Consider the following 13,704-nt stretch of genomic DNA (forward strand, 5'->3'; position numbering starts at 1 on the left):
CCCCCGTTGCGGCGCGGGCGCCCGCCGGCCCCGGCGGACGCCCGCGCCCCCGCCGGGGGCCCGGCGGGCTCACCCGCACCGGCGCGCCGCGAACAGCGTCACCGCCGCGGCCGCCAGCGGGTGGTCCGCCTCCGGCGCCTCCAGCTCCGGCGCGAACCCGGTCCGGCGCAGCGCCGCCCCCCACTCCGCGCGCGACAGGAAGATGTGGTCGGTGCCCGCGCGCGCGTCCCCGTCCCCGGGGCGCCGCCCGCCCGGGGGCGCCGACATCAGGAACTGCATCGAGGTCAGGATCGGGTACAGCTCCCGGACGGTGTCCACGCACAGCAGCCGGCCGCCGGGCACCAGCAGGTCGCGCACCCCGCGCAGGCAGCGGTCCAGGTCGTGCGCGTTGTGCAGCACGTTCGCCGCCACCACCACGTCGCGCCCGCCCGCGCCGGGCACCCCGCCGCCGAGCGGGTCGGCGTTGGCGTCGAGCATCGCGAACCCGACCCCCGGCACCGCGCCGAAGCGCTCCCGGCCGGCGTCCAGGAAGTACCGGGAGACGTCGGTGAACAGGTAGTCGACGGGCCGCCCGGCCAGGGCCGCCAGCACGTCGGCGGTCGTGCCGCCCACCCCGGCGCCGATCTCCAGCACCCGCAGCGGCCGGGGCGCCCGCTCCTCCGCCGCCCGCAGGGCGACCGCGGCGACCGCCGCGTTGACGTACCGGTTGACCGCGTTGTCCCGGTAGGCGCCGTCGGCCGCGCCGGTCTCCCCGCCGGCGAACAGCAGCGCCTGCACCGCGAGGTCGTCGCGGAGCAGCGCGGGCAGGCTCCCCAGGGCGCCGCGCAGGAACCCCAGCAGCTCCGCCGGGTAGTCCAGGTGCCGCCCGGCCTCCTCCAGGCCGTCGGCCGCCGCCCGCAACTCGGCGGGGGAGACCCGCCGCAGCCCCCGGTAGCGGCCGTCCGCGCCCTGCTCCAGCAGGCCCTCGCGGACCAGCGCCGCCAGCCACCGCCGCAAAATCCACCGGTGCCGGGGGGCGGTGCCGGTCGCCTCGGCGACCTCCTCCGCCGTGTGCGCCGCCGTCCCCCGGAACAGGCCGCCCGTGCGCAGCGTCCGCGCCATCGCCAGCAGCGCCGCCTCGTCCATGCGCCGCAGGTGGGCGGGTGCCGCGGCGACCCGGTCGGCGGGCACCGCCGCCTCGGCCGCCGCCTGCACCCGCTCCGCGAGCCCGGCGGGGGCGGTCACCGGGGGCCGTCCGCGCCGAGCACCACAACCGGCGGCAGCGCCGACCCGGGCGGCAGCTCCCGGCGCAGGTGGGAGCGGGCCGCCTCGGCCAGCCGCCGCTCCACGAACGCCCGCAGCGGCTCGTGCGCCCGGCCGGGCCCCGCCGCCTCGGCGGCCGGCCGCGCCGACGCCGCCGCCGGGGCGCACACCGCCAGCAGCCCGGGGTCGGCCGCGTCCAGCTCGACGCAGGCGTCCCGCCCGGCCACCGCGGCGCGCAGCCGCGCCCCCGTGACGGCGCCCGGCGCGGGCGAGAGCGCCGCGTTGGGGAACCCGCCCACGCGCACCGGACCCGGCCCGTCGAGCAGCCGCCCCAGCGCGGTCTCCAGCGGCGCGCCGGCGTCCAGCTCCGTCCAGTCGAGGTTGCGCGGCTCCCGCTCCGGGGCGGGCGCGTCCACGGTGAGGACCGCGTCGAAGCGGTAGCGCGTCAGCTCGGTGTCGGCCGCCATCGTCTTGGCGCGGAAGGAGACGCGGACCGCGCGCGGGGACCGGGCCGCGACCGCCGCCAGCGCCGCCGGGTCGACGAGCAGCTCGTCGTCGCGGCGCGCCCGCTCGGCGGCGCGGCGCACGATCTCCGCGCTGTCCGCCCCGGGGGCGGCCGCCCGCTCCACCCAGCGGCAGTAGGCGTCCAGCAGCGCGGCGTGCCGGACGTCGCCCACCACCACGGCGCCCCCGGGCCGCACCAGCGCGACCGCGCCCAGCACCACCGCCTCCAGGTAGGCCAGGTCGGGGAAGCACTGGGTGACCGAGTTCAGCACGACGCGGTCCGGCCGGGCGCCCGCGCCGCCGACCCGCTCCAGCGCCGCCCGCACCTCCGCGCCCTGCGCCTCGTGGGCGGCCGCCCGGACGAACGCGGTGCCGGGCGGCGCCCCGGCACTCAGGGTCTCCACCGCGTGCGGCGCGACGTCGGTCCCGACGTAGCCGGCCACCCGGCCGCGCAGCCGGTGCGTCAGCAGCCCGGTGCCGCAGCCCAGCTCCAGCACCAGGTCGGGGCGGCCCTCCAGGACCAGGTCCACCGTCCGGTCCGCCCACTGCGCCATATGGTCGGCGGGCAGCGGCAGGCCGGTGTCGGACGCCCGCCACCCCGACAGGTCGAGGTCGTCGCTGTGCCGCTGGGCGGCGGAGGTGTAGGTCCAGTCGTACAGCTCACCCCAGTGGTCGAGGAACTCGGCGGTGAGCGAGCCGGGCGCGGCCGTCGGGGCGAGGGCCGCCGGGTCGGGGCGCACGTACACCCGCCCGTCGGCGCCGGCCTCGGCCGAGGCGATCCAGCGGTGGCGCAGCAGGGCGGCGACCGCCGGCGCGGTTCCGGCGGGCGGGTCCCCGGCGGGGGCGGGGCGGGATTCGGTCGTCATGGCGGCGTGGCGCCCCTCCCTGGGGGAGGGGCGCCGTCTCCTTTCCGAGTGAGAGCGGGGGCGCGGCGTGGCCGCGCGGGTCAGTCCCGGCCGGGCCGGGCGGGGGCGGGCAGCGCCGCGGACACGGCCTTGGCCAGCGCCTCCTCGGCGGGCGGGCGCAGCAGCGAGTAGTGGTCGGCGTCCACCCCGACGACCTCCAGCGGGCCGGCCAGGTGGGCGCCCCACCCCAGGTCGGGCAGCCCCGGCGGGGAGTCGTCGACCCCCATGCCGATGCCCGAGTTGCGCTGCGCCGGCCGGTCGGCGCGCACCAGCAGCGTCGCCGTCGCCGGGTCGGCCAGCCGCCGGGGCGTGTGGCGGGCGAGGGCGCGCATGTGCCGGTCGAACACCGCGACGCGGTCGGCCGCGCTGTCGCCCCGGCCGAGCAGCCGGTGCGCGCGCAGCCGCCGCTCGGCCTCGGCCCACCGCTCCGCCGGCTCCAGGGCGACGAAGGCGGCGCGCGCCGCGCCGTCGCCCACCCCCAGGTCCACGCCGAGGTAGCCCTCCAGGGCGCCGAGGTGGCGGGCGATGGTCTCCCCGCGCGCGTCCTCCGGGTCGGCCAGGTCCACGTCGGTGATGTGGGTGGGGTCGTTGGAGTCGAACATCAGCAGCAGGTCGACCCGCCGGCCGTCCTCGTGCAGCCGGCACGCCATCTCCTGGCCCAGGCTGCCGCCCATGGACCAGCCGCCCAGGATGAGCGGGCCGCCGCCGTGGTGGCGCAGGACCAGGTCGGCGTAGGCGTCGGCCATCTCCCCGATGTCGGCGGCCGGCGGCGCGTCCCCGACGAGGGCGGGGTCGGTGACGGCCACCACGGTGAACTCCGGGTCGAGTCGGCGGGCCAGCCCCGCGTAGCAGAGCACGTCGCCGCCCGAGGGGTGCACCAGGACCACCGTGCGGTCGCCGGTGCCCGCCCGCAGGGTCAGCAGCGCGTCGTCGGACACCGCCGCCCGCCGGCGGCGCGCGGGGGCCGGCGCGGGGCCGTCCCACCCCTCGGGGTCGGCGGCCAGGTCGCGCACCCGGCCCGCGTACGCGGCGAACGCCCGGTCCACCCGCGCGGGGTCCAGGTCGGGGTGGCGCGCGTCCCATTGCAGGAGCAGTTCGCCGCGCTGCACCAGGACCTGGGCGTCGAGCAGGGTCTGCGGGGTGCGGCTGAGCGCGTGCACCTGCGTGCCCACCCACTGCAGGTCGCGCTCGCCGCCGACCGCGTCCTCCAGCCCCAGCGCGCTGGTGAACACCACCGGGACCGAGGCCACCCGCCCGGTGCGGGCCGCCTGCTCGGCCAGCAGGTCCAGCGCCGAGTAGGCGCGGTGGTCGAGGTCGGCGAACAGCCGGCGGTGGGTCCGCCGCACCCGCTCGGCGAAGCCGTCGGCGCCCCGCAGGTCGGCCTCGTGCAGCAGCAGCGAGGTGAAGTCGCCGACCACGCCGTGCACGTCGGGGTGCACGTCGGGCCGGTCGAACAGGGTGAGGGTCACGGCGAAGTGGTCGTCGCCGGACCAGTCGGCCAGGGTCTCCAGGTAGGCCGCGAGCAGCACCGCGGCGGGGGTGACGCCGTGGTGGGCGGCGCCGCGCCGCAGCGCGTCCCACTCCGCCGCGTCCAGGCGCGCCGACCGGCGGACGAACTCCCGCTCGCCGTCGGCGGCCGCGACCGGCAGCGCCGGGGCGCCGGGCAGCGCGGGCAGGCGGTCGCGCCAGTACGCGGCGGCCCGGCGCCCCTCGGGGCCCGCCGCGCGGGCCTCGATCGCGGCCACGCACGCCGCGGCGTCCACGCCCGGTTCGGGCAGGGGGACGTCCGGGCGCTCGTAGAAGTGCTGCACCTCCCGGTCGATGATCCAGTAGCTCGCGGCGTCGCAGACCAGCACGTCCACCCCGATGAACAGGCGGACGCGGCCCTCGGGCAGCAGCGCCGCCTGCACCACCAGCAGCGGCCACCGGTCGGCGGGGCCCGCGTCGCGGGAGACGCGCCGGCGCAGCCGCTCCAGGCGGGCGTCGCGCACCTCCGGCGGGGCGGCGGTGAGGTCGTGCGTGCGGATGCGGTAGCGGGGCAGGTGGTCCAGCACCGCGAACCGGCCGTTGGGGGTGGCGACCGCCCGCAGCATGGCGTGCCGGCCGATCACCCGGTTCCACGCCTCCTCGTAGCGCGCCACGTCGAGCGCCGGGCAGTCGTACTCCAGGTAGAAGTGGCAGGGCGTGCCGCCCAGGTCGTAGCCGCCGTCGCGGCCGACCCAGTAGGCGTGCTGCACCCGCGTCATCGGCAGGGTCCCGTCGTCGGCGGCGGGTGGCGCGGGCGCGGCGGGCGCGGCGCCGCGGGCGGGTTCGGCGGGCGCCTCGGGTGCGGCGGGTCTAGCGGGGGCCGCTGTGCCGCGCGCGGTGAGCAGGGCGGCGACACCGGACACCGTGGGGTCGGCCAGGACGTCGCGCAGCCCCAGCTCGGCGCCGAAGCGGCGGCGCAGCGCCAGGAGCATCCGGGTGGCCAGCAGCGAATGGCCGCCCAGGGCGAAGAAGTCGGCGCCACCCGACCGGACCGGCGTGCCGAACAGCTCCGTCCACAACTCCGCCACGGCCCGTTCGACCGGGCCCAGGTCGGCGGCGTCGGCGCCGTCCCCGGCGTCCGCGCCCGGGGCCGCCGGGCGGGCGGCGTCGGCCATGCGGCGGCGCAGGTCGGTGGACGAGACCGCGACGACCGGGGGGGTCGTCCCGTCGGCGGCCGCCGCCAGCACCCGGTCGAGCGCGCCCATGCCCGTGCGGGCGTCGATCGCGTAGTCGAGGTTGACCACGCGGTCCTCGCCCAGCGGACCCACCCGCCAGGCGTCCCACACCACGCTCACCCAGCGGGTGGCGGTGTCGCCGGCCCGCTGCGCCGCGAGGGCGTCCAGGAACGCGTTGGCGGCGCAGTAGGGGCCCATGCCGATACCGCCGACCAGGGTGCCGGCCGAGGACATCAGCAGCACGGTCCCCGGCCGCCGTCCGGCGGGCAGGGCGTCCACCGCCGCGGACAGCGCCAGCGCGCCCGCGACCTTCGCGTGGACGTGGCCGTCGACCTGCTCGGGCCCGACGGCGCGCATCGGCCGCAGGTCGGCGGTCGCGACGACCCCGGCGGCGTGCACCACGAGGGCGACACCGGGCCCGCCGGGGGCGGTGAGCTCGTCGAGCAGGGCGCGCGTCGCAGCGGCGTCGGCGGCGTCGAGTTCGCGGACCTCCACGGGGGTGCCGCGCTCGGCCAGGCGGCGCAGCGCCTCGGCCCGCTCGGCGTCGCCCGGGCGGGCGTCGGCGCCGGTGCGGGGCGCCGAGCGGGTGGTGGCGACCACCCGCAGGCCGCGCGCCGCCAGGTGCGCCGCCGTGGTCAGCCCCACGTCGCCCAGGCCGCCGGTGATGAGCGCGACCGGCCGCGCGCCGCCGTCCGGCGCCGGGGCGGCGGGCTCGGGCACGGGCGGCCGCCACGGCCGCACGCCCCGGACCCGGCGGGTGCGGCCGCGCAGGGCGACCTCCCGCCCCGGTGCGCCGCCCGCCGCCAGGTCGGCCAGCTCCGCGGCGACCGCGGCCCCGGCGTCGGTGTCGGGCCCCAGGTCGACGGTGCGCCACACGGTGCCCGGGGCCTCCTGGCCCAGGACGCGCGGCAGCACCCGCGCGGACGCGGTGGCGGGCGCGGCGGCGTCGGTGCTCTCGACCGGCTCCGCGGAGCGGGTGACCTGGACGACCAGCGGCGCCTCGGCGTCCAGGGCGGTGATCGCGCGGGCCGCGTCGGCGTGGTCCAGGACGTGCCGGGCCACCGCCTGGGGCACCGCGCCGCCGTCCGCGTCGCCGCCGCCGTCGCCGCCGACCACGAGCACGCAGCCGCTCCACGGGCCGGGCGGCGCCCCGGCGGCGCCGGCCACCGGCACCACCTCCGCGCCGTGCGCGGTGAGGCCGTCGCGTACGGCGTCGGCGTCGGGCCCGCCGCCGGCCAGCAGCCACCGGCCGGTGGGCCCGCCGGGCGGCAGGGGCGCGGTCTGCTCCCACACCGGCACCTGGAGCGGGTCGTCGGTGTCGGGGGCGTCGGCCGTCCCGCCGGCCGACGGCTCGGGCGGGTCCGTCCACAGCCGGCGCCGCTGGAACGCGTACCCGGGCGCCGCCACCCGGCGCCGGCCGGGGCGGTGCAGGGCGGCGAAGTCCACGTCGACGCCGTGGCTCCACAGGGTGCCCAGTGCCGCGCGCACCGCCACCGCGTCGGAGTCGGCGGCGTCGGCGGCCAGCGTGGTGACCGCCGCGCGCAGCCCCGCCAGCCCGTTGCGCCGGGCGAGCGCGGCCAGCGCCGACCCGGGGCCGACGTGCACGAGCAGCGCCGGGCGGTCGGGGTCGCGGCCGACGGCGCCCTCCAGGGCCTGGGCGAACAGCACCGGCGCGCGCACCTGGCGGGCCCAGTGGTCGGCCGTCGCCAACTCGGCGGCGACGGGGCCGCCGGTGGCGGTGGAGACCACCTCGGCGCGGGGGGTGCGCGGGACGAGCCCGGCCGCCGCCGCGCGGACCCGCTCCACGGCGGGTTCCACGAGCCGCGAGTGCGCGGCCACGTCCACGTGCACCGGGGTGCCCTCGACGCCGGCGCGGCCGAGGTCGGCGGCCAGCGCCTCGACGTCGGCGCGGGTGCCCGACACCACGCACGCGTCCGGCGCGTTGACCGCCGCGACGTCCACCCCGGGGTGGCGGTCCAGGTGTCCGGCCAGCGCGTCGGCGCCCATCGGCACGGCGAGCATCGCCCCGTGCCCGGCGCCCGAGCCGAGCGCGGTGGAGCGGACGGCCACCAGCCGGGCCGCGTCGGCGATGTCCAGCGCGCCCGCCGCGACGGCGGCGGTGTACTCGCCCAGGCTGTGGCCGAGCACCGCGTCGGGGAGCACCCCCCACGACTCCAGCAGGCGGGCGGTGGCCAGCGAGACGGTGAACAGGGCGGGCAGTCCGGCGGCGGCGGAGCGGGCGGCGCCGACCGCCGACGGGTCGGTGACGACGTCGCGCACGTCGGTGCCCAGCAGCGGGCGCAGCAGGTCGGCGCACTCGTCCACGCACGCCGCGAACACCGGCTCCCGCGCGTACAGCTCGGCGCCCATCCCGGCGTACTGGCTGCCGCCGCCGGGGAAGGCGAACACCACGCGGGCGGGGGCGGACCCGACCGCCACCGGCGCGGCGGAGCGCAGCGCGGCGGCGGGGTCGGCGTCCGGCGCCACCACGGCGGCGAGGCGGAACCCGCCCCGGTGGGCGCGCCCGCTCTGCAGGGTGTGCGCGAGGTCGGCGCGGTCGGTGCCGGGCGCGGTGCGGGCGAGCGCGTCGGCGGTCGCGGCGAGGGCGGCCCGGCCGTGCGCCGCCAGCGGCAGCAGCTGCGGGCGCGGGTCGTCCGGCCCGGCGGTGCGCTCGGGCGGCGGGCCCAGGACGGCGTGCGCGTTGGTGCCCCCGATGCCGAACGAGCTGACCCCGGCGAGCTCCGGCCCCGTCCACGGGCGGGTGCGGGTGACCACCTCGAACGGGGACCCGTCCAGGGCGAGCAGCTCGTTGACGGGTTCGGCGTGCAGTGAGGCGGGCAGCGTCCGGTGCGCGATGGCCAGCACCGTCTTGATGAACGACGCGATCCCGGCCGCCGAGTTGGTGTGGCCGATGTTGCTCTTCACCGACCCCAGGCCGCACCAGGCGGGCCCGCGCGCCCCGTAGACCCGGCGCAGGGCCTCGGTCTCGATCGGGTCGCCCAGCCGGGTGCCCGTTCCGTGCGCCTCGACGTAGCCGATGTGGCGCGGCTCGGCGCGGGCGACCGCCAGCGCCTCGGCGAGCACCCGCGCCTGGCCGCGCACCGAGGGGGCGGTGAACCCGGGCTTGGCCGCCCCGTCGTTGTTCACCGCCGACCCGTGCAGGACCGCGAGGACCGGGTCGCCGTCGCGCAGGGCGTCGGCGAGCCGGCGCAGCACGACGGCGCCCACGCCCTGGGTGTAGACGACGCCGCTGCCGTGCGCGGAGAACGGGCGGACCGTGCCGTCGGCCGAGTAGATGCCGTCAGGGGTGTGCACGTAGCCGGCGCCCTGCGGGACGATGAGCGAGGCGCCCCCGGCCAGGGCGGTGTCGCACTCGCCCGCGATGAGCGCCTGGGCGGCGGTGTGCACGGCCACCAGCGACGTCGAGCAGGCGGTGTTCACCGCGATGGCCGGGCCGGTGAGGTCGAGCCGGTAGGCGGTCTGCAGGGGCAGGTAGTCGGTGTGGGTGCCGATCGCCGCCTGCATGCTGCCCATGGGGTCGGGGCCGGCGCCGGCGGGGTCCCAGCGGTCGGCCAGGTTGGTCGCCAGGTAGGCGCTGTGGGCGGCCCCGGCGAACACGCCCACCGACCCGGCGCCGGTCCCGCCGCCGTGGCCGGCCTGCTCCAGCGCCTGCCAGGCGGTCTCCAGGAACAGCCGCTGCTGCGGGTCGAGCAGGGCCGCCTCGGCGTCGGTGAGCCCGAAGGGCTCGGGGTCGAACATGTCCTGGCCGTCGATGAGCCCGGCCACCGGGACGTAGTGGGGGTCGCGGCGCAGGGCCGGGCGGACGCCGGCCCGGTCCAGGTCGGCGTCGGACAGCCGCACCAGGCCCTCGCGGCCTCCGGCGAGCAGGTCCCAGAACGCGTCGGCGTCCGGTGCGCCGGGGAACCGGCAGGCCAGGCCGGTGACCGCCACGGCGGTGGCGGGGTCGGTGGTGTGGGGGGTCACGGGGCGACCTCCGTCGCTGCGTCGCGGGCGCGGCGGCGCAGGTCGCCGCGGGATGGTGGGGCGGGGACAGCGGGATCGGTGGAATCGGTGGGTTCGGCGGCGGCGGCGGGGGGCGGCGCGGCCGCGGTGGCCGGGGCGGCCGGGGGCGCCGCCGTTCGGCGCCCGGTGATGTGCGCCGCCAGGGCGCGCACCGTGGGGTTGGCGAACAGGTCGACCACCGAGAGGTCGGGGGCGAGTTCCGCCGCGAGCCGGCCGTGGGCCAGGACGAGCGTCAGCGACGTCGCGCCCATGCGGAAGAACGGCGTCTCCGGGTCGACCTCGGTCGACAGCAGGTCGGTGAAGACCCGGGTGACGGCGGCGGCCACGCCGGGGTCGGCGGTCGGCGCGCGGGACGGCGCCGCCGGGGGAGCGGGCGCCGCCGGGGCGGCGGGGGCGGCCGGGGAAGCGGCCGCCTCCGGGGCGGCCTCCGGGGCCGCCTCCGAGATGGTGGCCGGCTCCGCCGAGGGCGTGCCGGACGCGGACAGGTCGACGTCGACCAGCGCGGGGCCGTCCAGGCGGGCGTGCGCGCGCACCGGGGAGTCGGCGTCCGCGAGCGCCCGCACCAGCGCGCCCGCCGCCGCCAGCGCCCGGTCGGCCGGGAGGTCCCCCGCGCCGACGCTCAGGCGGACGGTGAGCCCGGCGCGCAGCGCGGCGCCGAGGGCGGCGTCGAGCCCGTCCGGGGCGGCGCCGGGGGCCGGTCCGGTGGCGGCCGGGGCGGCCGTCACCTGCGGCGCGGCGAGCGGCGCGTCCGCCGGTGCGGACACCGCGCCCGGCGCGGCCGCCGGGGCGTCCGGCGCTCCGGCGGCGGGCCCGGCGGCCCGCCGGTAGGGGTTGGCCAGCGCCTTGTAGTCGATCTTGCCGTTGTCGGTGACCGGCAGCTCCGGCAGCCGGACGAACCGGCTGGGCACCATGTAGTCGGGCACCCGGGTGCGCAGGAGGTCGACCAGGTCGGGGTCGCCGGGCAGCGGGGTGTGCTCGCTGCCCACCAGGAACGCCACCAGCCGGGGGCGGTCGTCGGGCCCGCGCATGGACATGGCGACGGCCTGCCGCACGCCCGGGACCCGGTCCAGTGCCGACTCGACCTCCCCGAGTTCGATGCGGTGCCCGCGGATCTTCACCTGGCGGTCCGCCCGGCCCAGGAACTCGATGGTGCCGTCCGGGCGCCACCGCCCCAGGTCGCCCGTGTGGTAGACGCGGCCGAGCACGGGGTGGTCGAGGAACCGCTCCGCCGTCTGCGCGGGGTCGCCGATGTAGCCGCGCGCCAGCCCGGCGCCGCCGATGTGCAGCTCGCCGGGGACCCCCGCCGGGACGGGCCCGCCGCCGGGGGCGTCGAGGATGTGGAAGCTCTGGCCGCGCAGGGCGCGGCCGTAGGGGATGCTCGGCCAGTCGGGGTCGACGTCGCCGATCGGGTGGCAGATCGACCAGATCGACCCCTCGGTGGCCCCGCCCAGGCTGACGATCTCCGCCTTGGGGGCCAGCGCCCGGACGCGGTCGGGGAGCGTGACGGGGATCCAGTCGGCGGACAGGAAGACCAGGCGCAGGTCGGCCAGTGCGCCGCGGGCGGCCTCCGGGTCGATCTCGGCGTACTCGACCAGCATCTCCATGAGGGCCGGCGCCGTGTTCCACAGCGTCACCCGGTGCCGCCCCATCAGCTCCAGCCAGTGGCCGGGGTCGCGCTGCCGGTGCGCGTCGGGCAGGACCAGGGCGGCCCCGGCGCCCATGACGCCGTAGACGTCGTGGACCGACAGGTCGAAGCTGAACGCCGACAGCGCCAGCATGCGGTCGTCGGGGCGCAGCGGGAACCGGTCGACCAGGTCGTCGATGGTGGTGCGCGCCTGCCGGTGCTCGATGGCCACGCCCTTGGGGCGGCCCGTGGAGCCCGAGGTGAAGATGGCGTAGGCGAGGTCGTCCGGCGCGGGCCGGCGCGGCGCGGCGCCGTCGGGCTCCGGGCCGCCGACCAGGCCGCCGTCGGGGGCGATCCGGTGGACGGCGACCCCCTCCGGCCAGTCCGGGGACGGCCCCCCGGTGATCAGCGCGTGGGCCACCCCGGCCTGCGCGCACACCGACGCCACGCGCTCGGCAGGCCACGACGGCTCAACGGGCACGTAGCCGGCGCCGGACGCCGAGACGCCGAGGATGGCCGCGACCTGGTCGGGGCCCTTGTCGACGCCGACGGCCACCAGGTCACCCGGTCCCAGACCGGCCGCCGCGAGCGCGGCGCCCGTGCGCGCCGCCCGCTCGGCCAGCTCGCCGTGGGACACGGCGCCGCCCGAGCCGAGGAGCGCCGGGAGCCCGCCGTGCCGGTCCGCGGCGGCGCGCCACGGGCCGTCCAGCAGCGGGCCGGCCTCCGGGAACGGGGTGCGGTCCAGCGGCTCGTCGGGGCGGAAGGACGGGTCCCAGCCCAGGGCGGGGTCGGTCCACACCGCCGGGTCGGCGGCCAGCCGCCGCAGCAGCCGGGCGTGCGCGGCGGCCATCCCGGCGGCGAAGCCGGGGGGCAGCGTCCCCTCGACGCCGTCCCAGGACACCACCAGCTCCCCGCCCTCCTCGTGCACGATGTGGTCGAGGGCGACCTGGGGGGTCTGCGAGACGCCGAAGACCTCCTCGCCGAGCCAGGCCACGGGGGAGGCGTCGGGGTCGTGCAGCCCGATGCCGCTGGTGAAGACGACCGGATGGGCGGGCGTGAGGCGGGGGCCGTCGGCCGAGCGGAGCGCCTCCACCCCCGACACCGAGCGGTGGTCGAGGTCGGTCCAGAACCGCCGGTTGACGGCGGTGGCGAAGGCGAGGAAGCCGTCCCAGGCGGCGGGGCGCGCCTCGGGGACCTCCACCAGGACGGTCGAGGTGAAGTCGCCCACGAGGTGGCGCAGAGCGGGGTCGTCGGGGCGGTCGAACAGCGTGGTGTTCAGGCTGAACGGGGCGGTCGCGCCCCAGCGCGCCAGGACGAGGGCGAACGCGGCCAGCAGCAGCCCGGTCGGGCTCAGCCCGTGGTCGGCGGCGCGGGCGCGCAGCGCGGACCACGTCGCGGCGTCGAGCCGGTGCGCGTCGCGGACGAACCGGTGGGAGCGCACCTCGGCGAGGTCGCGCGTCCACGGCAGCGCGGGCCCCGGGGGCAGCGTCTCGGCGCGCTCGGCCCAGTAGGCGAGGTCGCGGCGCCGGGCCTCCTCCTCGGCCGGGTCGGCCCGGCGGCGGCGGACGAGTTCGGGGAAGGTCAGCGGGGAACGGGGCGGTTCGGCCCCGGGGTCGGCCACGAGGGCGCCCCATTCGGCGAGGACCTGCATCCACCCGGCGAGGTCGAGGGCCAGCACGTCCACGCCGAGCTGGACGCGGGTGCGGCCGTCGGGCAGCAGGACCGCGTTGAGGTCGAACAGCGGCCACCGGTCGGTGGGGCGCACCTGGTGCGACCGGGAGTGGCGCAGCTCGTCCAGGGCGCGTTCGGCGGCCGCCGGGTCGGCGGCGCGCAGGTCGGTCACGCCGATGCGGTAGGGCGGGACGGTCGGCAGGACCCGCTGCCGGCCGTCGCGGCCGATCACCATGCGCAGCATCGGGTGGTGGTCGACCAGGCGGTTCCACGCGGTGGTGAGCCGGGCGAGGTCGGCCTCCGGGTCGCCCTCGGGCCGCCGGTCGTATTCGCGGTAGTAGAAGGTCGCGACCCCGCCGAGGGGGAACGCGGGGTCGCGACCGATCCAGTAGGCCGCCTGCAGCGGGGTGAGGGGGAAGTCGGCCCCGTCGGCGGCGGGGGCCGCGCCCGGCGCGGAGGCGGGTGCGGCGCCCCCGGCCGGGGACGCGGGGGCGGGGGCGGCGGCGTCCTCGGTCGGGCCGGCGGGGGGAGCGGGGTCGGCGGCGCCGTCGGGGTCGTGGCGGCCCTGGGCGACCGAGGCGACCGTTGCGCCGCCGAGGAAGGCGGTGAGCGGCAGGTCTAGCCCGGTCTCGTCGCGCAGCCGGCGGCGCAGCCGGACGGCGGTGAACGACTCTAGGCCGAGGGAGGTCAGCGGGCGGACGGGATCGACGTCGGCACCGTCGATCCCGAGGATGTCGGCGACGATCCCGGCGACGGTCGGCTCGGGGATCGCCTCGGAGGGCAGCGGGGCGTCGGGCATGGGTCTCCGTCTCATCGTGGGAGGGGGCGGCGGAACGCGGACCAGTACGACCGATCGCGAGAATGATAACCGTTTTCACCCAGAATGCCAGAGATGCCGACGCCGTCCCCGCGTGGGGTGCGCGTGCGGGGTGGGGATGCGGGCGATGGGGGGCGGGTGCGGGGGCGGTCGGCCGTCGGCGGCCGGAATGGAGCGGCGGCCGGCCGCGCGGACGGCGGCGGCCGGGGTGCGCCG

General features: G+C 79.6%; 4 protein-coding genes. All 4 read right to left on the minus strand.

What is annotated here, in order from left to right; all coding sequences use genetic code 11:
• Nucleotides 1-69 precede the first annotated feature (69 nt).
• A complete protein-coding gene (locus NT8_RS22325) occupies nucleotides 70-1,224 on the minus strand; it encodes a class I SAM-dependent methyltransferase (protein ID WP_067973175.1) in 1,155 nt (384 codons plus the stop codon).
• Nucleotides 1,221-2,612 carry a class I SAM-dependent methyltransferase gene (locus tag NT8_RS31355; protein WP_067973179.1) on the minus strand — a complete coding sequence of 464 codons (1,392 nt, stop codon included), beginning with the start codon at nucleotides 2,610-2,612 and terminating at the stop codon, nucleotides 1,221-1,223. Before NT8_RS31355 ends, NT8_RS22325 begins: the two co-directional genes overlap by 4 nt.
• An 80-nt stretch (nucleotides 2,613-2,692) precedes the next feature.
• Nucleotides 2,693-9,337 (minus strand): type I polyketide synthase, encoded by a 6,645-nt coding sequence (locus tag NT8_RS22335; protein WP_067973182.1) that lies wholly within the window; start codon nucleotides 9,335-9,337, stop codon nucleotides 2,693-2,695.
• Nucleotides 9,334-13,470: a non-ribosomal peptide synthetase gene (locus NT8_RS22340; protein ID WP_067973185.1), complete on the minus strand. Its 4,137-nt coding sequence runs from the start codon at nucleotides 13,468-13,470 to the stop codon at nucleotides 9,334-9,336. Before NT8_RS22340 ends, NT8_RS22335 begins: the two co-directional genes overlap by 4 nt.
• Nucleotides 13,471-13,704 lie beyond the last annotated feature (234 nt).

Source organism: Nocardiopsis trehalosi NBRC 14201, from assembly GCF_001552555.1.
Lineage (GTDB): Bacteria > Actinomycetota > Actinomycetes > Streptosporangiales > Streptosporangiaceae > Nocardiopsis_B > Nocardiopsis_B trehalosi.

Coding starts and splice junctions, on each gene's coding strand:
- NT8_RS31355 (WP_067973179.1), bottom strand. CDS start 2,612: ATGACGACCGAATCCCGCCCCGCCCCCGCCGGGGACCCGCCCGCCGGA.
- NT8_RS22340 (WP_067973185.1), bottom strand. CDS start 13,470: ATGCCCGACGCCCCGCTGCCCTCCGAGGCGATCCCCGAGCCGACCGTC.